Source organism: Myxococcus stipitatus DSM 14675 (genome assembly GCF_000331735.1).
GTDB classification, from domain to species: domain Bacteria; phylum Myxococcota; class Myxococcia; order Myxococcales; family Myxococcaceae; genus Myxococcus; species Myxococcus stipitatus.
Genome location: NC_020126.1, coordinates 7,999,249 through 8,021,094 on the forward strand (window position 1 = coordinate 7,999,249; position 21,846 = coordinate 8,021,094).

Genomic DNA, 21,846 nt, shown 5'->3' on the forward strand with positions numbered 1-21,846 from the left:
TCACTTGAGACTACGCGGGTGCTGGTGGGTTTCCTACCCTTCCACCACGCTTTCCCGGGCATGCTGAATCGGCGGGATTAGAAACAGCGGCCATGCCGCCGGCTTCCCCCCGACGCCTGTTGCCCACGCTCGCCATCAGCCTGGCCGTGCATGGGCTCGTGGGGTGGGTCCTCGACGCGGTTCCTCAACCGGCTCGGCGTGCGTTCCCTCGTGAGGAGTCCCCCCGAACCATCGGGCTCACCTGGATGGACGTGGCGGTCTCCAAGCCCGTCGCCCCGGCGCCAGAGCCCAGGACGCCACCGTCGAGTCGCACGAAGCCCCCTGCGTCCCGCGTCTCCGCCCGACACCACGAAGCACCTCCGCCGGACGCGGTGAACGTCGCCGATGCCCCTCGAGACCTCGCCTCGGACGCGCCTCGCACGGACACCATCGATGCTCCGCGTGGGGCGGAACCTCTCGCGCGGGATGCCCCCTTCGCGAGGCCTCCACGGGCGAGCCTCATCGCCACGGAGCTGCCCGTCTCCGGAGGACGGGTGCTGGCCGCGAGCACCTCGGGAGCGCCGCCCCCGCGAGCGGAGCCAGGCGTCCGAGGCACCTACGCCCCTCCCACGCCGCAAGCGCTCGTGGAGGACCTGGTCGCGGAGAGCGTGGGACGCGGCAAGGTGGACCGAGGTCTCGTGCATCCCTACTTCACCCAGCTCGGCAAGGCGCTGGTGAACCTCTGGGACGCGGACCGCTCCGTGAAGGAGCACGGCCTCCAGGGCTACTTCGACATGGGCCTGGAGCGCACCCGTGCCTATGGGCGCGTCTGGAGCGAGCGCGCCGCGCAGTATGGTTCCTCGGGCGCCTTCGCCGCGAAGAACCAGCCCGAGGAAGACCGCCGCCGTCCGCTCAGCACCGTCGGGGACTCCTCCCTGCGCATGCGCCGCGAGCTGCGCGAGAAGATGCGCGAGGAGTTCCGCTCCACCCGCCGGGCCCTCATCCGCGTCATCCAGGACCGCCACGGACACCTGCTCGACGTGGTGCTCGTGGAGCCCAGCCATCAGCTCGAGGTGGACCAGGAAGCGATGAAGGACGTCCGCGCCGCCGCACAGAAGCTCCCTCCCCCACCCCCGGACGCCGTGGGGGGCCGGCAGCGCATCGTCAGCCTCTGGGAGTTCGAGCTGATTCTCTCCATCAGCCCGCCCATCCCCGTCTTCACGTTCGAGTTCGACGAAGCCCTCGGCTTCATCGACACCCGGCTGCCGCTCGACAAGCGCATCTACAAGCGCGTGCGCCTCATCGAGGTCCGCTGAAATCTAGAGACAGTCAATCAGCCCGTCGTAGAGCGTCTTGCGCGTCTTGGGCAGCGGCGTGTTCATGGGGTTCGGCCCCTCCAGCGCCTTCATCAACGCCTGTATCGTCGTGCCGCGCGCCAGGGGGCTCTTGCAGGCCCACGTTCGTGCCTCGACGGCAATCTTCCCCGTGGCGGAGTCGATGGACTCATAGCTCCCGCCGAACACCCAGTAGCACTGTCCGATGCGCCCCGAGCCCTGGTCGACGGAGCAGCGGAAGATGATGGACTCGATGTTGGAGTAATCCCCCTCGCAGAACGTATCGCCGCAGATGTCGTCGAAGTCTTGCTTCAGCTTGCGACGCAGCTCGAGCCAGGCGTGAAACTCATCATCGGTCTGGAAGTACGACACATCGTCGATGAACACCCGAGGAACGAGCCCCTCGGCCCCGACGCCACCCGCGACCACGGGAGACGCCGCCCCCGCGGATAACGACACCCCCAACGTCCACAGCGCCCACCAGGAACAAACACGCATCGAGCAGAACCTCCGTTGAAACCACGGCCCCCTGGCCGCACCCTTCCTTTCGAACATCGCTGTCGTCACAAGCCATGGGGGCGGGCCGGGAGTGTCCGTCTCCCGAAACGCGAGGCCACGCGCCAGCGTCCGGGCGTCCTGTTTCAACGGTCCAGATGTTCGCCATCAGCACACCCCGACAGGGCGCGCGCGTCGATGGCGGGAGGTCAACAGATGAAACAGGAACGAGTCCTCGGGGGAGCAGCGAAGCCGCTCGACCCCGATGCCTCGGCGAGGACCGCGGAGCGGACATCATTCCGCTCCGCGAAGTCCCTGGGCGTCACTCAGGACGCGCGAGACTTCCGCGCGGGCCGCCGGGTCCGGCTGCGCACCGGCGTCGACGGAGTCTGCCGGAAGACGCGGTCGTAGTCCTTCATGCTGCGGCGGATGACCTCCAGCGCCTCCGGCCGGTCATAGACCTCCGCGATCTCGACGCTGCGCTTCCCCTCTCCGGGAATCTGCTTGTACGTGAGGAAGTAGTGCTTCAAGCGGTCCAGCAGCGGACGCGGGAGCTGCGCGATGTGCTGGAGCTCGCCGTAGACCAGGTCCGACTCGAGCACCGCGATGATCTTGTCATCCGCCTCGTTGCCGTCGACCATCCGGAAGCCGCCCACCGGCACCGCGCGCACCAGCAGGTTGCCGTTGCTGACCACCTTCTCCGTCAGCACGCAGATGTCGATGGGGTCGCCGTCGCCCTTCACGTCGCGCAGGCCCGTGCGCTCCGCGCAGCGCTTCGCCACCAGCTCGTCGCAGTACGTCTGCGGGATGAAGCCGTACAGAGTGGGACACTGGCTGCTGAAGCGCTGCGGCCGGTCCAACATCAGGATGCCGGACTCCTTGTCCAGCTCGTACTTCACCGCGTCCGTGGGGACGATTTCGATGTACGCCGTGACAGTCTCCGGAGCGTTGTCGCCCGGGGTGATGCCATGCCACGGATGTGACGCGAATGACTTCTGGGGTGCTGGCTTCTTCATGTCGGTACATCTCCCGAGCGCATGCAGGCCTCGGAATAGAGTTGAGCGACCGCGTCCTCCAGCTCACGCGTGAGTGCGTCGCGGTCTTGAAGCGTCAGGTCCTTCGTGGGAATCGGCTTCCCCACGACCAGCGACACGCGCTGGCCCCACCGCACCGCCCGTCCTCCCTTGGGAAGGATGAGCCGCGTCCCTGACACGGCCATGGGCACCACCGGCACACCCGCTTGAATCGCGAGCGCCGCGGCCCCCTTCTTGAACGGCCTCAGCCGTCCGTCGTCGCTGCGAGTGCCCTCGGAGAAGAAGAGCACGCTCACCCGCTCACGCAGCGCGGAGACGGCCTCCTCCATCCTGCCTCGGTCCTCGCTTCCACCGCTGCGCGCCACGGGGATGTTGCCCGCGCGACGCAGTGCCGCGCCGAACACGGGAATCTTGAACAGCTCCGCCTTCGCCACGTAGCGCGTGTGTTTCTCCACGTACGCCAGATGCAAGGGCGCGTCGTAGTGGGACTGGTGGTTGCACACGAAGACGACGTGGCCCTCCGTGGGGATGTTCTCCAACCCCACCGCCTCATGGCGCACGCCCGCCGCCCCCAACACGCCGCGCGCCCAGAGCCTCAGGGCCTTGTCCGCCTCGCGGTGGGCCCCTCCCAGGGAGAGCGCCGACACCACCGACGAGAACACCCCCGTCAACCCCACCGCCGAAACACCCGCGAACGCTGTCCGGACGATGTCTCGAATCACACGAACTCGTGAGCAGGGAACAGGAGCACGTCCGTGATGCGCTGGACCCCGAGCAGCAGCATCAGGATTCTGTCGAGCCCCACGGCGATACCCGCCGAGGGTGGCATTCGACCTACCGCGTCGAGGAACCGCTCGTCCAGAGGATACACGGAACGGCCCAGCTTTCGCCGGAGGTCCTGTTCCTCGAGCAGTCGAGCCCGTTGCTCCGCCGCGTCCGTCAGCTCGGAGAACCCGTTCGCCAGCTCCAAGCCCTTCGCATACAGCTCCACCCGCTCCGCCACCGCCGTGTCTCCCGGCTTGAGCCGCGAGAGCGCCGCCATCGACGCGGGATACTCGATGAGGAACGTGGGCCGCTCATGGCCCAGGCCCCGCTCCACGCGCTCGAGGAAGAGGTGGAAGAACACGTCATCGAACGTCACCGACTCGCCCGTCCACACGCCGATGGCATCCGCGGCCCGCTTGAGCGACGGCCCGTCCGAGTGCACGCGGATGTCCACGCCCGTCGCACGCAGCACGGCGTCCCGCACGGTGATGCGCTCGTACGGCGTGCGGGTGAAGAACGCCGGGTCCGCGCCGGGCTCTCCTTCCGTCGCGCTGCGCCCCGCCTCCGCCAACGCCCCTTCCACGTCCGCCATGATGGCGTGGTAGTCCGCGTCCGGCCGGTAGAACTCCAGCATCGTGAACTCGGGATTGTGCGTCTGTGAGACCTCGCCGTTCCGGAACACCTTGCACAGCTGGAACAACGGGCCCGCGCCATCCGCGAGCAGCCGCTTCATGGCGTACTCGGGGCTGGTGTGAAGATAGAGGGGGCGAGCGGTGCCGACGCCCGTCTCCGGGATGAAGCCCGCCTCGAAGGCGTTGATGTGCGGCTCCATTCCCGGCGTGGGGATGAGCAGCGGTGTCTCCACCTCGAGGTAGCCCTCCGCGGTGAAGAAACGTCGCAGGGCGGAGTAGAGGGCCTGGCGCCCTCGGGCGGCCCGCCATTGAGAAAGGTTGGGCATGCGCGAGGCGGAAGTAACATGGGGGTCGACATGCTCCCAAGGATTCCCCTTCTCCTCGCTGTCGCCTGCTGCCTGGGCGCCTGCCACAAAGCGCCCCCCGCGCCTTCCCTGCCGCCGCCTCCCACCGAGGCGGAGCGACTGACGGCGGACGTGCGCTCGCTTGCCTCCCGCGCCGAGGCGCTGCTGGAGGCCCAGCACCAGCTCGTCTGGGTGTTCTGGACGGAGGGGCGTCATGTGGACGTCTCCGCGACGTACGCGGGGCAGGAGGACCTCTTCACCCTCGACAACATCCGCAAGGTGGACCGGCTGCGGCAACTCACGAAGGACCCTCGGGAGGTGCGAGCCCTCACCGCCCTGCACTCCCACTTCGCGGGCGAGTACCTGTCGCACGCGCTGGCCGAATACAACGACGCGTCCGCCAACCTGGAGGCGTCGCTCACCTTCACGGTGGAAGGCCGGGAGCTGCGCTACCGGGACCTGGAGCGCCTGCTCGCCAACGAGCGGAACGCCGCGCGGCGCAAGGCGCTCTACGCCGCGGCCACGCCCTCGCTGGAGCGGCTCAACCAGACGCTGCGCCGCAAGGAGGTGCGCGCCGAGGAGCTGGTGAAGGAGCTGGGCTTCGCCTCCTACGAGTCGTTCGGCGGCGAGCTGCGGCAGGCGGACCTGGCCCAGCTGAGCGTGCTCGCGGAGGAGATTCTGCAGGCCACGCAAGCGCCCTACCGCGTGGTGATGGAGCGGCTCGCGCAGCGGGAGCTGGGCGTTGCCTTCAAGGACATCACCCGCGCGGACATCCCGCGCCTGTTCCGCGCGCGCGAGGTGGAGGATGCCTTCCCCAAGGGCGAGTCACTCACCAAGGCCCAGGCGACGCTCGCCGGGATGAAGCTGGACCTGGCCGCCCTGAAGAACGTCCAGATTGATTCGAGGGACTTGCCCCGCAAGAACACCCGCCCCCTGGCGCTGGCCGTGCGCGTGCCCGACGACGTGCGCGTGTCCTTCAAGCCGGGCTCGGGTGTGCTGCATCAGGCGCGCGTGCTGCACGAGTTCGGTCACGCGCTGCACCTGGCCTTCACGCAGGAGAAGCGCTTCGAGCTGGCGCGGCTGGGCAACCCCACGGTGGGCGAGGCGTACTCGTCCCTCTTCGAGGACCTGCTCGAGGACCCGGTGTGGCTGGAGGAGCACGCGGGCGTCAGCGGCGAGGAGCGCGCGAAGTACCTGGCGACCTCCAGCGCGCACAAGCTGTACCTCATCCGCCGCGCGGCGGGCCGCCTGCTGTACCAGCTGGAGCTGCACCGGCGCACGACGGAGGTGGACCCCAAGGTGCTCTACCGCGAGGTCCTGTCGCGCACCGACGACATCCCCATGACCGACGAGGACGCGGAGCGCTACCTCGTGGACCAGGAGGACTTCTTCCAGTCCGCGGACAGCTTCCGGGCGTGGTTCCTGGCGGGCCAGCTCCAGGCCCAGCTCAAGGCCCGCTTCGGCCCTTCCTGGTGGCATGCGCCGCAGGCGGGTGAGTTCCTCAAGGGCCTGTGGACCCAGGGCAACGCGCTGTCCGCGCGCGAGGTGGCGCAGGCCATCGGCGAGAAGGGCATCGAGCCGGATGTGCTGCTCCTGCGGCTGGGCACCACGCTCCAGGTCCCCATCCGCCTGGACATGCAGGGCGAGGAGCCCGGCCCCATCCCCGCGCCCGGCCCCGAGGGCGTCACCGCGCCCCCCGCGCCGTAGAAACACGAAGGGCCTCCGCCCGGGAAGGACGGAGGCCCTGGTGTCGTGCGCCGTGGAGCGCGCGAAGGACTACAGGAGCTTCATCAGCTCCGCGCGCTTGGCGTTGTACTCGTCATCCGAGAGGACGCCCGCGTCCTTCAGCTCCTTGATCTCCTTCAGGCGCTGCGCGGGGCTGCGCGTGTCGGCGGGAGCCGCCTGGGGAGCGGGCTCCTGGGGACGCTGCTGCTGTTGCGGCTGGTTGTTCATGAACTGCTGGGCCATGCCGAAGCCCATGCCCATGCCCATGCCGCCCAGCGCGTTGCCGGAACCGGAGCCGTCGCCGCCCTTGGCCATGCCCTCGGCCGCGCCGAGCATCGCCTGGCCCTGGGCGTACTGCTGGAAGCCGCCCGCCAGCCGCGAGTAGGCCACGTCCTTGGAGAGCTTCTTCAGCGTCCCCTCGTCCTCCTCCTTGATGCTGACGTGGAAGTTGCCCATGCGCACCACGGTGAGCCCGTAGTCGTCCACGTGAGGCTTGAGGCCGGCGATGACCTCCGTCTCGATCTCCTCCGTGTACGCGCCGCTCGTCACGTCGAGCAGCGGCCAGCGCTTCTTCACCAGCAGCTCGGCGATGCGGTCCCGCGTCACCTTGAGCACCTGGTTCTTGAACCAGCCCAGCAGCTCCTCGTTGCTGGAGCGGCCCATGCCCACCAGGCCCACCACGAGCTTCTCCGGGTCCGTCACGCGGATGGAGAAGTCGCCGTACACCATGGTGCCGATGCCCAGGCCCGTCTCCGGGTCCCTCACGTCACCGATGGGGCCCCCGAACTTCACGCCCGCGAACTCGCGGACGGAGACGAAGTAGACCTCGGTGATGAAGAGGTTGCCGCCCGTGAACTTCTCGACGAAGCGAGAGAGGAACGGGATGTTGTTCGAGTCGAGCTGGTGGCGGCCCGGCCCCAGCTTGCCCTCCACCTTGCCGTCCTTGACGAAGAGGGCGACCTCATCGGCGTCGACGGTGAGCTGGGTGAGCATCCGGATGTTGTTCTCCGGATACTTGTAGATGATTTGACCCTTCGCCGTGTCCGCGCGGGCGATGAAGTTGCGCTTCGCCTCACCCTTGATGGTGTCGAAGATACCCATTGCTAGTCAGCGCCTCCGTGGCCGCCATGGCGGCCGGCAAATCCGCGCCCCCACATCCGACCCTCTTAAGAACATGGCGTCCGAGGCGAAAGCGCGCCCGCTTTCCCCCCGGAGCCTTCCCTGCAACATGCCAGTTTCATTGGCGATTGCCTAGCCGCTCGCCCGGAAGGCCGGCCTCCGGGTGAACAGGCGGGAGGGCGGCTCAGCCCCAGCGGCTGACCAGGCGCTCACGGTCCAGCAGGCGGATGCTCGCCCACAGGAGGAACAGGTCCAGGACGAGCACCACCGCCCCCTGGAGGGCGTAGAAGGCGAACCCCGCCTTGAGCAGCCCCGCCACCTGCCCTCCCACCATTCCCACCAGCGGGAGCACCACCAGGGCGGATATCTGCTGCGCCATGCGCGCCTCGCTCACCCGCGCAGAGATGAGCACCGCCACGCCGTTGCCGAAGAAGGCGAACAGGGGCGCAATCACCAGCACGCCGAACGTCCACAGCGCGTTGGGCATCAGCGGCGCCTTCACCAGCGGCCACGCGACGATGTCCACGCCCACGCAGAAGAAGACGAAGGCCACCCAGGTGATGAACACGGCGGGAACCAGCGACGCCAGGCTCTTGCCCGCCACCAATTCCGCGGCCGTCAGCGGCGAGGCCAGCAGCGGCTCCAGCGTCCGCCGCTCCTTCTCCCCCGCGACGCTCTGCGAGGAGATGAGGATGGGGACGAAGATGGGCATCACCAGGAACAGGCCGAACCAGTCCGTCAGCGTCTTGTCGATGAGGAAGCGCCCGGCGCTCGCGCCCAAGGGCAGCGAGGGGTCATAGAACTGCGCCACGCTGCGCAGGTCCGACTGATGAGGCGTGTTGACGTACGTCCACACGACCCCGATGGGCACCGCCACCAGGACGGTCGGCAGCACCGCCATGGAGGCCAGCAGGCCCACGTTCTTGCGCAGGTCCAGGAAGTCCTTCCAGAACACCGCCAGCGCCCGGCGAGGACGAAAAGCCATGGCTACGCTCCCCCTTCGCGAAGCAGGTCCAGGTACACCTCTTCCAGCGGACGCTGGGCGGGCACCGCGCTGTGCACGCGAGCCCCCGCGCCCACCAGGCACGCCAGCACATCGGGCGCGTGGGCGTCATCCTCCAGCATGACGCGCAGCCGCATGCCCTCCACCAGCACGTTGGGCGCGAAGGGCAGCGTCGCGAGCACGTTGCGATAGCGCTCCGCCTCCCCCTCCACCCGTACGTCCAGCGACTGCCCGGCGCGGCGCAGCTCCCGCACCGGCCCCATGAGGAGCAGTCGGCGCTTCACCACCGCCACCCGCTCGCACAGCCGCTCCACCTCCGCGAGGTTGTGCGAGCACAGGACGATGGTGCGCCCCTCCGACGCCAGCTCCGCCACCGCGTCGCGCACGGTGCGGGCGGACTCGGGGTCCAGGCCGCTGGTGGGCTCATCCAGGAAGATGACGCGAGGGTCATGGACCAGCGTGCGGACGATGGCGAGCTTCTGCCGCATGCCCTTGGAGAAGCCGCCCACCGGGTCCTCTTCGCGGTCCGCCAGGCCGAAGCGGGCCAAGTAGTGCCGGATGCGCGGCCAGGCCTTGGCCTCGTCCAGCTCATGCAGCTTCATGAAGAAGCGCAGGTTCTCCCGCGCGGTGAGCCGGTCATAGAGGCCGGGCTGCTCCGTGAGCAACCCCACCACCTTGCGCAGCGACTCACCCTCGCGGTCCGCGCGGTGGCCCCACACGACGGCCTCGCCCTCGCTGGGGCTCAGCAGGCCGGTGAGCATGCGCACCGTCGTCGTCTTCCCAGCGCCGTTGGGGCCCAGCAGGCCGAACACCTCGCCCGGCCGCACGTGGAAGGACAAGCCCTCCGCCGCGACGCGGTTTCCAAAGCGCTTGCCCAATCCCCGAACGTCGATGCCGCTCAATCGACGGTCACCAGGACGAACTTGTTGTTGATGTCGCGGTCGATGGGCGTGACGACCTTGTCGGGCCCCACCGCGTTGCGCAGCGTGTTGAGCATCTTCTGCTCGGCCAGCACCCACTCACGCCCGGGCCGCGCGACGGCCGAGCGCAGCTTCGCGTTGTAGTCACCACCGCGGTACTGCTCCACGGTGTTGCTGGAGTAGAGCGTCTCGCCGCGCCAGTTCATCAGGTACGCGATGATGGGCTCACCCTCCTTGCGCTGGTCATAGTAGCGCCAGAAGAGGTCACGCTGCGTCCAGTGGTGGGACAGGTCCACCCAGTGGTTCCAGTTGAACCAGAGCGCGAAGCTGGCGGCCAGCATCCAGAACGTGCCGAACAGCATCACCCGGGCGCGCATCAGCGTGGCCACCACGGCCAGGGCGCCCGCCACCGCGAAGACGAAGCCCAGCGCGCCCTTGACGTTGACGGGCTCCGACAGCGAGCGCAGCAGCGAGTCCTCGCCCACGGGGTTCTTGAAGCCGCGCACCGCCATCACCGCGCCCACCAGCGCCAGCACGAAGGCCAGCGTCTGCAGTGATGCGCGCCCTTCCGGCTTCTCCTTCGTCGACAGCCAGCCGAGGAAGCCCGCCGCCAGCGCGACCGCCACACCGATGAGGCCCGTGGCGGACACCTTCGCGCCGGACGTCACGGCGGCCAGCGTGGACAGCCCGCCCAGGAGCATCAGCACCGCCACCGCGCGCGAGCCAGGCGTCACCTTGTCGCGAGACTTCGGGGAGAACGCCTCGAAGGAGAGGTAGACGCCGAAGGCCAGCAGCACCAGGGTGACCAGGTCTCCGGTCCACAGCGCTCGCGAGAAGAAGGCGATGGGCCTGGTGACGAGCTCCTGCGGATAGGGCCGGTCGTAGTTGTAGACGAACAGGTCCGTGAAGTTCTTGGGGTTCTCCGCCAGGTCCTTGCCCACGAGGACGAAGAGGACCAGGCCGAAGATGAGGCTCACCGCGTGCGCCGGGATGCCGTCCTCCCACAGCCGGTCGATGAACAGCGCGATGAGCACCGCCAGGCCCGGCAGCACGGGGAAGACGTAGTGGTGGAACTTGGTGGCGCTGGAGGCCAGGAGCCAGAAGGAGAAGGCCACCCACACCACGGCGAGCACGGCCAGGTGGTCCGACTTCTTCTCCGAGCGCAGCTTCAGCCGCGTGACGATGGCGAACGCACCGGGGAGCAGCGCCACCCACGGGAAGATGCCGAAGCCGCCCTGCTCGATGAAGTAGATGAACGTGCCGCCCGGCGTCGTGGTGTGCACGCCCGCGGTGAGGCGGTTGAGGTGGTCGTGGACGAAGAAGCGGTACCAGAAGAGCTTGCCTTCATCGTCCACGCTCTTGAACAGCGACATCACGATGTACCAGGGCGCCGCCACCGCGAAGAACACGAGGATGCCGGAGCCCAGCTTCATGCGGAACATCTGCGCCCACAGCACGGGCATGGGCTGACGCCCCTCGCGCACGTCCTTGCGGAAGCCCGAATCCGTCAGCCAGCGCAGGTGCGCATCGAGGCTCGGCCCGTCCCACGGGATGACCGCCAGGGCCGCGTAGAGCACGAGGATGACGGCGGGGAGCCCCACGCCCAGCAGGCCCTTGGCCAGCGTGGACAGGCCCGCGAAGAAGTAGAAGCCGTACCACCAGGCCGCGCGGTGCTTCGTCGTGTCATCGAGCTGGCCGATGAACGCACACGCCATCGCGCAGACGAACGTGGTGACGAACGGCGTGTCCGTCACCGTCTGGCGGGTGAGCAGGAAGTACAGCGGCATGGTGGCCAGCACGAAGCCGGTGGCCAGGCCCGCGCGGCGGCTCACCACGCGAGCCACCGCCAGCGACAGCAGCGCCACCGCGGTGATGCTCAAGAGCGCGAAGGGCACGCGCATGCCCCACTCCGTGTACAGGCCCAGCTTGTCGCCGGCGCGCACGGTGCCCACCACCTGCATGCCCAGCGCCTGCATCCACATGGTCAGCGGGGGCTTGGAGAAGAACCACGCGTTCTCCCAGTAGGGGAACACGTAGTCGCGGCGGACGATCATGCTCCGCGCCACTTCTCCATAGTGCGTCTCCCAGCAGTCCCAGAGCCCCACCGCGCCCAGGTACGGAAGGAAGAGCAAGGCCGCGAAGAAGGCCGTCGCCGTCACCACCCGCGCGCTGTCCGACAGCGCCGCCCACCGCTGCATCCACCGCGCGGAGAAGGTCTCCTTGCCGAGGACCGCCTCGGCGAAGGTCTGCTCGCGCTGCTGTTCCTGCTGTTCGCCGTCGCTCGCCACGGGTGATGGGCTCCTTGAATCGTATCGGGCGGTTGCCTGCGCATCTCGGGCAGGACGCGGCCTTATATCCCCGCCTCCCCCTCGGGTCGACCTCCGCCGGAGGCCCCCCGTGAGGCGGCGTGCGCACCATTGTGCAAGAGCCTGCACGAAGGTGGGAGGCATACATGAGCGCGCCGGCTGGGCAGCCGAGGGCACGGGCCTTGTAAGGGCAGCCCCCCGTCCAGTTTCGGAGGCTTCATGCTTGTCTCAGCGGTGACCCTGGGGTTCGCGCTGCTCCTCGCGCAGGTCGAGGACAGCCCTCCTGCCCAGCCCCCCACGCTCGTCCTTCAGCCGGCCAGGAACCCGCTGCCCGTGCAGGACGCGGAGCGCCTCGTGGTGTGTCTCGACCTGGGGCCGACGAAGTCGGTGCCCTCGGGGAAGTGGCGGGCCCAGTGCGACCACGAGCAGCGGCGCTGTCTCATCACCCCCAGCCATGAGCTGGATGCGGGCGGCCAGGAGACGGAGCGTCCCCTGGAGCGGGTGCGCGCCTGCGTCAGCGAGATTCACGTGCCCGTGCCGGGGGAGTCCCTGAAGACGTATCAGATGGAGCCCTCCATCGCGGACGCCCCCCCGGGCTGGTACCGCGATGAGCGCGGCCGGGTGATGCAGTTCAACTTCGACCTGCACCGCCGCATCTGGCTCGGGGGCGCGTGGAGTCCGCTCCAGACGCCGTCCAAGGTGCTGGAGAACCGCGTGCGCCTGGACTTCGGCATCGCGCTGGAGGTCCCCAGCGAGAAGCACCTGCATCGCATGCGGATCCTGGAGACGGAGCTGTTCCTGGGCGAGCCGTCCTTCGACACGACCTTGTTTCGCTACGACTTCAGCGTCGAGCGCGATGAGCCGCTGTTTCGCGTGACGACCTTCTTCGGCGAGCCGCGCCGCCACGACATCAGCATCAACCTGGGGACCTGGATTGAAGTCTTGCGCGTGGAGGAACTGGAGCGCGGGGAGCTCGAGGGCGGGTTCCTCACCTGGGCCACCGTGCACGCCACGCTGGACTTGTGGCACTCGGAGGACAGGGTGTCCTTCGTGCGAGTGCGCGCGGGCCCTTCCGCGGAGCGCGACTACAAGAACAACGTCAGCACGTTGGTGCCGGGTGCGGTGCTGGAGGGAGACCTGACGCTGGACCGGGATGGATTCCACCACCTGCGCTTCGGCGCGGAAGCGGAGAAGGTGCTGCTGTCGGGCAGGGTGGAGGGCCGCCCGCTGCGTCCGGAGCGGCTGAAGGTCTACGCCGGCTATGAGCTCATCCTGCTGGCCATCAACGACCAACCCCTGAGCCTGGTGGCGGATGCGCGCGGTGCATGGCGCAACGACATTCCCCAGCTGCCCACGCGCTGGGAGTGGTCCGCGTCCGCGGGACTGCGCTTCTCGCTGTGGGCCCCCGCGCGCCACACCGCGCCCTTGGCCGACAAGGCTCGGAACTAAGCCGTGCTCGCCCTTGGACTCGCATTGCTCCTGGCCTCGGCCCCTGCGGCGGGAGCGCAGCCCACGTCACCCTGCACCCGAGAGGACACGCCGGGTGAGGGGTATCCCGTCTGCTTCGACCCAGGAGACGGGGTGCTCGTCGGCGCGGGCCTGACGGGGCGCAGCGGCGCGACGGCGGCGTCCCTGCGCGCGGGCATCCGCATCCGCACGGGGTACAGCAGCCACAGCAAGGGCACGCCGTGGTTCACGAACCATCGACTCCTCGGAGTGGAACTCTGGGACGGCGACCAACGCGGGCTGGACTTCGTCGCCTATGACGGGCTCTTGCGCCGGCACCTGGAGGAAGGCTTCATCCTGGTGCCCACCTCGAGGCCCGTGCGCATCCCCTTCCCCTTCGACGTGACGGTGGCCGTGCGCGCGGCCCACCTGCAGCGTCGCGTGTGGGAAGGCCCCGGGTGGACGCTGGAGACCGGGCGCGTGGGGCTCCTCATCGACCCCTTGCGCTCGGAGACAGGCAAGGCGTGGCTGGGCCTTGGCCCGGTGGCGAGCCACACCCTGCGACGCTCCCGCGATGGCACGACGCACATGCTGTCCCCCTTCACCTCGCTGATGGTCGACCTGGGGCTGGAGAGCGATGACGGGCTGTGGGCGTTGCGCGCGACGGGACTCGCGGGGTGGAACCTGGGCATCGACGGCGGGACACGCTTCCGGGCACGGGCCGATGCGGCCCTGGAGCGCGTGTTCCTCGCGGTGGCGGACCAGCCCATCGCGCTGCGGCTCTCCGGGGGCTACGTCCGAGGGGACGCGGGGCTTTCGTTCCGCGATGAGTGGACGCTCGACGCGGGCCTCGTGGTGCGTGCCTTCAGCACGAAGTGGTAGGCCCAGGCCCGGGTTCGACGGCGCGGCTCCGCGTCACGAAGGGTCGGCGTCAGCCGGGACGTTCCTCCTCGTCCCAACCGCGCTGGCGTTTGCCGGGCGGAGTAAGGAGGGAACCATGGAGAGAAAGCTCGTCTCGATTCAGAGGGTGGACCACCTGGAGGACATTCCCGGAGCTGACAGCATCCTGAAGGCGCGGGTGATGGGCTGGGATGTGGTGGTGAAGAAGGGGGACTTCCGCGTCGGCGACGCCTGTGTCTTCTTCGAAATCGACAGCCAGCTTCCCGAGGGCAAGGACTGGGCGGAGTTCCTCCGGCCCCGAGGTTTCCGGGTGAAGACCGCGCGGCTCCGGGGCGTCCTGTCCCAGGGGCTCGCTCTTCCTGTATCGATTCTCGAGGGAGAGACGCCCCCCGTGGGCACGGACATCCGTGAGCCCCTGGGCGTGGTGAAGTTCGAGCCCACCTCGCCCGAGGGCAGCGACGTCGCCGCGCCCTTCCCGGCCGAGGTCCCGAAGACAGATGAAATCCGGTTGCAGTCCGCCCTGGGCGTGCTGGACGAGCTTCGAGGCCACGACTTCTACGTCGCCACCAAGCTGGACGGCACCTCGGCGACATACGTCAGGATGCTCGACGGAACGCTGGTGGCGTGCTCGCGCAACTGGGCGCTCCGGCCGAGCACGAGCCGGACGTGGCAGATGGCCGAGAAGTACAACCTGGCCACCGTGCTTCCTCCGGGCTTCGCCATCCAGGGTGAGCTGTGCGGCCCGGGCATCCAGAAGAACCGGCTGGGACTGGACGCCCTGGACCTGTTCATCTTCAGTGTCCACGACTTCCGGACCGGCCAGTACCTGGGCCACGCGGAGCTCCTCGCGTTCTGTGAGCGGCTCGGGCTGCGCATGGTGCCCGTCGAACACGTCGTCACGGGTGAGGCCGCGCGGACGTTCGACCACGGCCTGGAGAACTACCTGAAGCTCGCGCAGGGGCTCTACAGCGGCACGAAGAACCGCAAGGAGGGCATCGTCATCCGCCCTCTCGTGGAGCGGACATCGCCCACGCTCGGGGGCAGCAGGCTGTCGTTCAAGGTCATCAACAACGACTTCCTGCTCAAGGATGAGGACTGACGCCAGGTCCCCCCGCCGGAGGCAGCTCCGGTGGGGGGACGTCCATCACCGTCCGCAGCACGGCCTCCGCGGCCCGCAGTCGAGCATCCTGCGGGTCCACGCGCCGCGCTTCTTCCAGTCGCTCCAGCGCACGCGGTAGCGCGCCTCGCGCCAGCTCGCAGCGCACGCCCGCCTCCAGCGCGCCCGTGTCCGAGGGCCCGTAGACCTGGGCCTCATCCGCAGCGTGGCATCCCTCCTCCACCCTCCCGGCATCGAGCAGCGCGCGCGCCAGCTCCACCCGTCCTCCCACGTGTGACGGCGAAAGGCTCACCGACTCCGAGAGCGGAGTGATGGCGAACCGGGGATATCCCAGGCGGCGCAACACCGCGCCCAGCTCCCGTCGAGGCCCCGAGGCTCCGGGCATCAACAAGGCCCGTCCGCGCGCCTCGCGCAGCACCGAGGGCTCATCGAATCGCAGCTCCGCCACCATGCGCCCCACCACATCCTGGTAGGCGGGCCACTGCGCGGGCCAGGTGAAGACCAGTCGGTAGACCCACTCACCGCGAGGCACGAAGTACGCGACGAGGTGCCGTCCTTCACCCGGTCCTTCGAGTCGCGCACGCAGCCGCTGCGCCATGCGTCCGCCCACCTGCGTCGTCGACGGTCCCTGCACCGACAGCGTCCGCCCCTCGGGGCCGGGAGCCCCCAGCGGCAGCGTCTGCTCCTGGTAGCGCCGCGCCTGCGCGAGGCCATCCACCGGCTCGCCCGTCTCGATGGCCTCCGCGGAGAACGTCGCGCGCCCGAGCCCCGGCAGGCCATTGGAGAACGTCCTCCGCCCCTGCCCATCCATCTCTCCGCGCCAACCCTCCGGCAGCTCCACCGAGATGCCGAAGCCGTCATCGCGCTCCACACGCCACGCCGAACGCTCCGTCACCACCACGGCCGCCACCACCACCGCGGCGAGAACCCCACCGAGCGGTCTCGACAAGCTCCGCCGCGCTGCCAGGTCGCGCGGCTCCAGGAAGGCTCCGGCGAGCCCTCCCGCAACGAGCCCTCCGAGATGACCCGCATTGTCCACCCCGACCGAGGTCCACCCCATCCACAGGAACACCAGCACCGTGGGGAGCGCGCTCTCACCCGAGAGCCAACGAACGCGGAAGAGCGAGCGGTGACGCCGGCCCAGCACGAGCAGCGCCCCCAGACATCCATAGACGAGCCCCGAGGCGCCCACGCTCACCGCACCGGACCAGGCGAGCGAGCTGGCCATCGTGGTCAGCGCCACCGTCACCAGGAACGCGAGGTAGTCGCTTCGCCGGCAGACCCGCTCCAGCGCGCTGCCCGCGGCCACGAGCACGGTGACGTTGAGCAGCAGGTGCAACACGTCCCGGTGCAGGAGGTTGGCCGTCAACAACCGCCACACCTGCCCCGCCTCCAACACCAGGGGACCTGCCTTGGCGCCCCACCTCACCAGCGCATCCACGTCCACCGGCCCCTGGCTCCAGAGGAGGCCGTGGAGCCCCACGAGGACCCCCGCCAGGGCCACGGTGACCCAGGGAATCACCCGAACCCCACCTTCTCCGGCCGGTTGACCGATGGACAACAGGGCCGTTTGCCCCACTTGCCGGGGAGAAAGTCCTGTCATTTGAAGGGGATGCATGACTTGTGCGCCGAAAGGCCGTTCTGCTATGACTGTACGCGGATCGGACCCGTGCTGAAGCTCATCATCGAAGACGACGAGGGGCGCAAGACCGTTGTTCCCTTCGTGCGCGACGAGATCACCATCGGCCGTCAGGAGGGAAACACCATCCGCCTGACGGAACGAAACGTGTCACGTCGGCACGCACGACTGGTGCGGTTGAACGGCCATGTCGTGGTGGAGGACCTGGGTAGCTATAACGGCACCCGGATCAACGGCGAGCGAATCGCGGGTCAGTCACCCCTCAGTGAGGGTGATCTGATCCAGATCGGCGACTACGACCTGGCACTCCAGGCCGAAGGCGCCAACGCCATAGGCGCCATCACTACCAAGGTACCCGCGCGCCGGCAGGAACCGGAGCCAGAGCCCAACGAGCCCGCGCGCTCGTCGCGGGATGAGGACGAGGCTGGGGGAGGGAGTGGTGATGAAAATGACCACACGCCCCCATCCCAGGATTCGGCGGACAAGCGCCGGAACTCCACGTCCATCATCCGGCTGGACCATGTGGAGGCGGATCGTCCTCGGAAGCTGGAGGATATCCCGACCCACGATGCTCCCCGGCTCGTGGTCCTGAGTCCCGACGAGCTCCGAGGTCAGGAGTTCGCGTGCATCAGGACCGAGCTGCGCATCGGCCGCACGGACGACAACGACATCGCGTTGGATCATCGCTCGCTGTCGCGCACACACGCCAAGCTGGTCCGCGAGGCGAGTGGGGAGTGGCGCGTCATCGACATGCAGTCCGCCAACGGGATGACGGTCAACGGCGAGAGCTACGCGCAAGCGTCCCTGGGCAGCGGCGACATCGTCGAGCTGGGCCATGTGAAGCTGCGCTTCCTGCTCGCGGGTGATGCCGCCGACGAGGGCGAGGACTCCGAGCAGCCGTCTGGCAGCAAGTTGAAGTTCGTGGTGCCTCCGATCATCGCCCTGGCACTGGGCATCGGCGGCTTCTTCATCTGGAACCTGACGCAGAACCAGGGCACGAATCCTCAGCCGGGTCAGACGCCTCCGGTGGTGGCGCAGACCGCGACTCCGCCCAAGCCGGCGGTGGACCCCGACCCGACTCCGCCGCCGGTGGAGCAGCCGGAGGCCAAGCCGCCCGAGACGCCGCCCACCCCGGCGAAGCCTTCGCTGGAGCAGTTGATGGCGGAGACGCGCAAGGCCCTCGCGGCACAGGACCTCGATGGCGCGGAGACCACCGCGGCGCAGATGGCCTCTACGGGGCAGCTCACCAAGGAAGCCAAGACGCTCGGCGAGGAAGTGAAGGCCGAGCGGACCTACAAGACCCAGCTCGATGCCGCCGAGAAGGCGCTGGAGGATGGGGACCTGGACCAGGCGCGTGGGCCCATCGACTCCGCCGCTGGCAGCAAGGTTTTCGCCAAGCGCCATGGTGAGTTGAAGGCTCGGTTCGCGAAGTTGACCGCGGAGGCCGAGGCAGCGGCGCAGCAGGCCGCGGCGACGAAGCCGCCTCCCGAGGTCAAGCCCGCGGGTGGCAAGGAACAGCCTGTCGCCAAGACTCCCGCGGAGATTCTCGACGAGCAGACCGCCGAGCTGGTCAAGAAGTCCCAGGCCCTCGTCAAGGCGGGCAAGTATCGGGATGCCCTCAACATCGCGGAGCAATGCGCGAAGAAGGACACCTCGAATCCGGACTGCCAGCTCTTGATGGGCATCACCAAGGCGCGCCTCAACGAGATTGACGAGGGCGCGAAGCACTACCGGAAGTTCCTGGAGCTCGCCCCCGCGAATCACCCCTATCGCAAGGGCGTCGAGGCACAGCTGCAGACGTACGACGAATCCAAGGCCAAGTAGGCCAAGGGAGGCGGACATCCCCCCATCGGCTGTGCGCGCTCGCTCCCCCTCCCCGAGCCCCGCAGCCCGACGAAGTTCACCTGCAGCGAGGAGACGCTGTGCAGATTCGCATCCTGGTGGTTGATGACGAGCAGGACAACTGCGACTACCTCAAGCTGGTGTTGACTCGCGAAGGCTATGAGGTCGTGACCACGACGGACCCCACCCAGACGGTGGAGATCCTCCGTGGCTCGGACTTCCACCTCGTCATCCTCGACATGATGATGCCGCAGATGTCGGGGACCGAGGTGCTCGAGCAGATCCGCAAGTACGACACCGACGTGGCCGTCATCGTCGCCACGGCGTACCCCACGGTGGACACGGCCGTCGCCTCGCTCAAGGCCCAGGCTTCTGACTACGTCAAGAAGCCCATGGAGCCCGAGCAGTTCATCACCGCGGTCCGCAACGCCCTCCAGAAGAAGGGCCTGTCGCAGGACCCGGAGGCCGACCTGCACCGCGCCATCGGTCGCACCATCCGCGACGCGCGCAAGACGCAGGAGCTCACCCTCAAGCAGCTCGCTCGGCGCACGGGCCTGTCCGTGTCCCTGCTGTCCCAGATCGAGCGCGCGGAGTCTTCCGCGTCCATCTCGTCGCTCTACAAGATTGCCTCGGCGCTCCAGCTGCGCATGGGCGAGCTGTTCGGCGACACCTGATGACGCCCACCGCCTCGCCGGCCGCGCGTGACTAGCGGCCGGTGAAGCGGGGCGGACGCTTCTCCAGGAAGGCCTCGCGCCCTTCCTTCGCGTCCTCGCTGCCAAACGCCTTCGCGCGCAGGGCCCTCAGGCGCGCCTGCGCCTCGTCGCCCAGCGGCGCACGGGACAGCAGCCCGAAGGACTCCTTCATTCCAGACACGGCCCCGGGCGCATGGCCCGCGAGCGTCTCGCACAACGCGAAGGCACGCGCCTCCGCGTCGTCCTCGCACAGGTCCAGAAGCCCCCACGCCAGCGCCTCGCGCGCGTCGAGCTTCCTCGCGGTGAGGAAGAGCTGCTTGGCCCGCGACAGGCCCACCAGCCGGGTTGCTCGCGCCAGTCCCTCCGGCGAGTAGACGATGCCCAGCTTCGCGGGGGGCATGAGGAAGAGCGCGTCGGGCGCGCCCACCCGGAAGTCACAGGAGGCGGCCAGGTCGAAGCCCGCGCCCACCGCCGCGCCCTGCACCAGCGCCACACTGGGCACCGCGTGCCGCTCCAGCTTGAGGAGACACTCCACCAGCGTGTCATCCGGCAGGCGACCATCCGCGCCCGGGGGCCCCAGGTGCGTCAGGTCATAGCCCGCGCAGAACGTGCCACCCGCGCCTCGCACCAGCAACACCCGGACGTGGGAGGCGGGCTCCAGCGCGGCATCCAACCGGGCCAGCAACGCGTCATTGAGCGCGTTGCGGCGGGCCGGATGGGACAGCGTCAACACCCGAACGCCGCCCTCGCGGTCCTCGACCTCCAGCGAGGGCTCCATCCGGACTACTCGAGCACCACGAGGACATCACCCTCGTTGACCGACTGCGCTTCCTTGCAGCGGATCTCCTTCACGGTGCCGCCACCCTCGGGCGCGTCCACCGGCATCTCCATCTTCATCGACTCGAGGATGACGAGCGTCTCGCCCTCCTTGACCTGCTGGCCCACCTTCACTTCGATCTTCCACACCGTGCCCGTGATGTGCGCCGCCACGTCCGCCATAGGTCCGTTCCTCCTCAGGATGATGGGGATGAAGCCATCCCTCTACGCCGGCTTCGCGTGGTGCTCCAGGAAATGCGTGTCCAGGTCGCCAGCCTTGAAGGCCGCATCCTGGACGATTCGCAGGTGGAGCGGGATGTTCGTCTTGATGCCTTCGATGCGGAAGGACTGCAGCGCCGCCACCGAGCGCTCGAGCGCCTCCGCGCGCGTGGCGCCGGAGATGATGAGCTTGGCGATGAGCGGGTCGTAGTTGGGCGTGACGGTGTTGCCCTCGACGTAGCCCGCATCCAGCCGGACCCCTTCACCCGACGGCGGCTGGAACACCTTCAGCGGCCCGGGCGACGGGAAGAACTTCACCGGATCCTCCGCGTAGATGCGGAACTCCAGCGCCGCCCCGCGCCGCTTCACGTCCTCCTGCTTCACCGTGAGGTGCTCACCCGCGGCGATGCGCAGCTGCCACCCGATGAGGTCCAGCCCCGTGGTGAGCTCCGTCACCGGGTGCTCCACCTGGAGCCGGGCGTTCATCTCGATGAAGTAGACCTCGCCCTCCGAGTACAGGAACTCCACGGTGCCGGCGTTGGCGTAGCCGAACGCCTTGGCCGCCGCGATGGCCGCGGTGAAGAGCTTGTCCGCCAGGGCCGCGTTCTTCCCGTCCGCGAAGAGCACGGACGGCGCCTCCTCCACCACCTTCTGGTGCCGCCGCTGGATGGAGCACTCACGCTCCAGGCAGTGAATCAGGTGGCCGTGCTGGTCGCCCAGGATCTGCACCTCGATGTGGCGAGGCGCGGGGAAGTAGCGCTCCAGGTACACACCCTCGCGGCCGAAGGAGGCCTTCGCCCGGTCCGTGCACTGGCGGAACACCTTCTCCAGCTCGGCGGGGTTGTTCGCCGCGGCCATGCCGATGCCACCGCCGCCGCCCGCCGCCTTGCAGAGCACGGGGTAGCCGATGCGCTCCGCCTCCACCAACGCGGTGGCCACGTCCGGAACCACGTTCTCGCTGCCGGGCACCACGGGCACACCCGCCGCGGCCACCAGCTTGCGCGCATGGCTCTTGTCCTTCATCCGAGCCATCGCCTCCGGCGGAGGCCCCACGAAGATGAGCCCCGCGTCCTTGCACGCCTGGGCGAACTCGCCGTTCTCCGACAGGAAGCCGTAGCCCGGGTGCACCGCCTGGGCGCCTGTCTTCTTCGCCGCCTCCAGGATGGCGGGGATGCTCAGGTAGCTGTCCTTCGCCGGTGCGGGGCCGATGCGCACCGCCTCGTCCGCCTCCTTCACGAAGGGCAACTCCGCGTCCGCGTCCGAGTACACAGCGACGGTCTTCAGCCCCATCTGCCGCGCCGCCGCGCCGATACGACGCGCGATTTCACCTCGGTTGGCGATGAGCAGCTTCTGGAACATGGCGCGGATCCTCAAGCAGCGACGGCGGGTGCGAAGGGCGGCGAACCTAACCCCCACCTCCTGCCCTGACAAGGGAGCGGCCGAGCGTGCAACATGTCACTACAATCCAGTAAATTTGCGGCTCCGCGAAGGCGTGTCGTACATTACCACACCGTGAAGC

General features: G+C 68.6%; 19 protein-coding genes. 7 read left to right on the forward strand and 12 right to left on the reverse strand.

Annotation, left to right across the window (positions count from 1 at the left end; genetic code table 11):
• The first annotated feature begins 92 nt into the window (after positions 1 to 92).
• Positions 93 to 1,295, forward strand: coding sequence for an energy transducer TonB family protein (locus tag MYSTI_RS30610; RefSeq protein ID WP_015351695.1), 1,203 nt, complete (start codon positions 93 to 95; stop codon positions 1,293 to 1,295).
• A 3-nt stretch (positions 1,296 to 1,298) separates the two neighbouring features.
• Here the strand turns inward: MYSTI_RS30610 and MYSTI_RS30615 are convergent, their stop codons facing one another.
• The 4 genes from MYSTI_RS30615 to epmA form a co-directional block, all read right to left on the reverse strand.
• Positions 1,299 to 1,811, reverse strand: coding sequence for a hypothetical protein (locus tag MYSTI_RS30615; protein ID WP_015351696.1), 513 nt, complete (start codon positions 1,809 to 1,811; stop codon positions 1,299 to 1,301).
• A gap of 323 nt (positions 1,812 to 2,134) precedes the next feature.
• Positions 2,135 to 2,824, reverse strand: a complete 690-nt coding sequence (locus MYSTI_RS30620; protein WP_015351697.1) for an inorganic pyrophosphatase — start codon at positions 2,822 to 2,824, stop codon at positions 2,135 to 2,137.
• On the reverse strand, positions 2,821 to 3,564 hold the full coding sequence (locus tag MYSTI_RS30625; RefSeq protein WP_015351698.1) for a lysophospholipid acyltransferase family protein: 744 nt from the start codon (positions 3,562 to 3,564) through the stop codon (positions 2,821 to 2,823). The genes MYSTI_RS30620 and MYSTI_RS30625 overlap by 4 nt, the downstream gene beginning before the upstream one ends.
• Positions 3,561 to 4,565, reverse strand: a complete 1,005-nt coding sequence (gene epmA, locus MYSTI_RS30630; RefSeq protein ID WP_015351699.1) for an EF-P lysine aminoacylase EpmA — start codon at positions 4,563 to 4,565, stop codon at positions 3,561 to 3,563. The genes MYSTI_RS30625 and epmA overlap by 4 nt, the downstream gene beginning before the upstream one ends.
• Positions 4,566 to 4,595: 30 nt before the next feature.
• Here epmA and MYSTI_RS30635 point away from each other — a divergent pair, with 30 nt between their 5' ends.
• A complete protein-coding gene (locus tag MYSTI_RS30635) occupies positions 4,596 to 6,290 on the forward strand; it encodes a chromosome segregation protein SMC (RefSeq protein WP_044900763.1) in 1,695 nt (564 codons plus the stop codon).
• Between the two features lie 69 nt (positions 6,291 to 6,359).
• On the opposite strand, the gene MYSTI_RS30640 is transcribed toward MYSTI_RS30635, so the two are convergent.
• From MYSTI_RS30640 to MYSTI_RS30655, 4 genes are all read right to left on the reverse strand, one after another.
• Positions 6,360 to 7,409, reverse strand: a complete 1,050-nt coding sequence (locus tag MYSTI_RS30640; protein ID WP_015351701.1) for an SPFH domain-containing protein — start codon at positions 7,407 to 7,409, stop codon at positions 6,360 to 6,362.
• A 202-nt stretch (positions 7,410 to 7,611) separates the two neighbouring features.
• The gene (locus MYSTI_RS30645) at positions 7,612 to 8,412 is read right to left on the reverse strand and encodes an ABC transporter permease subunit (RefSeq protein WP_015351702.1); all 801 of its coding nucleotides are present in this window, start codon (positions 8,410 to 8,412) and stop codon (positions 7,612 to 7,614) included.
• Positions 8,413 to 8,414: 2 nt separating this feature from the next.
• Complete coding sequence (locus tag MYSTI_RS30650; protein ID WP_015351703.1) at positions 8,415 to 9,332, reverse strand: ABC transporter ATP-binding protein; 918 nt, start codon at positions 9,330 to 9,332, stop codon at positions 8,415 to 8,417.
• On the reverse strand, positions 9,329 to 11,638 hold the full coding sequence (locus MYSTI_RS30655) for an ArnT family glycosyltransferase (RefSeq protein ID WP_015351704.1): 2,310 nt from the start codon (positions 11,636 to 11,638) through the stop codon (positions 9,329 to 9,331). Before MYSTI_RS30655 ends, MYSTI_RS30650 begins: the two co-directional genes overlap by 4 nt.
• A gap of 237 nt (positions 11,639 to 11,875) precedes the next feature.
• Between MYSTI_RS30655 and MYSTI_RS30660 the strand changes: the two genes are divergently transcribed.
• The 3 genes from MYSTI_RS30660 to MYSTI_RS30670 all read left to right on the forward strand — a co-directional run bounded on the left by MYSTI_RS30660 (position 11,876) and on the right by MYSTI_RS30670 (position 15,101).
• Entirely contained in the window at positions 11,876 to 13,105 is a 1,230-nt protein-coding gene (locus MYSTI_RS30660; protein WP_015351705.1) for a hypothetical protein, read from the forward strand.
• A gap of 3 nt (positions 13,106 to 13,108) precedes the next feature.
• Positions 13,109 to 13,984, forward strand: coding sequence for a hypothetical protein (locus MYSTI_RS30665; protein ID WP_015351706.1), 876 nt, complete (start codon positions 13,109 to 13,111; stop codon positions 13,982 to 13,984).
• 115 nt (positions 13,985 to 14,099) lie between these two features.
• Entirely contained in the window at positions 14,100 to 15,101 is a 1,002-nt protein-coding gene (locus MYSTI_RS30670; protein WP_015351707.1) for an RNA ligase (ATP), read from the forward strand.
• Here the strand turns inward: MYSTI_RS30670 and MYSTI_RS30675 are convergent.
• Complete coding sequence (locus tag MYSTI_RS30675) at positions 15,085 to 16,641, reverse strand: rhomboid family intramembrane serine protease (RefSeq protein WP_015351708.1); 1,557 nt, start codon at positions 16,639 to 16,641, stop codon at positions 15,085 to 15,087. The two genes, MYSTI_RS30670 and MYSTI_RS30675, sit on opposite strands and share 17 nt — an antisense overlap.
• A 147-nt stretch (positions 16,642 to 16,788) precedes the next feature.
• Here MYSTI_RS30675 and MYSTI_RS30680 point away from each other — a divergent pair, with 147 nt between their 5' ends.
• Both MYSTI_RS30680 and MYSTI_RS30685 read left to right on the forward strand, forming a co-directional pair.
• Complete coding sequence (locus tag MYSTI_RS30680; protein ID WP_044900765.1) at positions 16,789 to 18,582, forward strand: FHA domain-containing protein; 1,794 nt, start codon at positions 16,789 to 16,791, stop codon at positions 18,580 to 18,582.
• Between the two features lie 98 nt (positions 18,583 to 18,680).
• Complete coding sequence (locus tag MYSTI_RS30685) at positions 18,681 to 19,274, forward strand: response regulator (protein ID WP_002634367.1); 594 nt, start codon at positions 18,681 to 18,683, stop codon at positions 19,272 to 19,274.
• Between the two features lie 31 nt (positions 19,275 to 19,305).
• Here the strand turns inward: MYSTI_RS30685 and MYSTI_RS30690 are convergent, their stop codons facing one another.
• The 3 genes from MYSTI_RS30690 to MYSTI_RS30700 are packed head-to-tail and all read right to left on the reverse strand — an operon-like array spanning position 19,306 to position 21,686.
• Entirely contained in the window at positions 19,306 to 20,070 is a 765-nt protein-coding gene (locus MYSTI_RS30690; protein ID WP_015351710.1) for an enoyl-CoA hydratase/isomerase family protein, read from the reverse strand.
• 5 nt (positions 20,071 to 20,075) lie between these two features.
• The gene (locus MYSTI_RS44925) at positions 20,076 to 20,291 is read right to left on the reverse strand and encodes an acyl-CoA carboxylase biotin carboxyl carrier protein subunit (RefSeq protein WP_015351711.1); all 216 of its coding nucleotides are present in this window, start codon (positions 20,289 to 20,291) and stop codon (positions 20,076 to 20,078) included.
• A 42-nt stretch (positions 20,292 to 20,333) separates the two neighbouring features.
• Complete coding sequence (locus MYSTI_RS30700) at positions 20,334 to 21,686, reverse strand: acetyl-CoA carboxylase biotin carboxylase subunit (RefSeq protein WP_015351712.1); 1,353 nt, start codon at positions 21,684 to 21,686, stop codon at positions 20,334 to 20,336.
• Positions 21,687 to 21,846 lie beyond the last annotated feature (160 nt).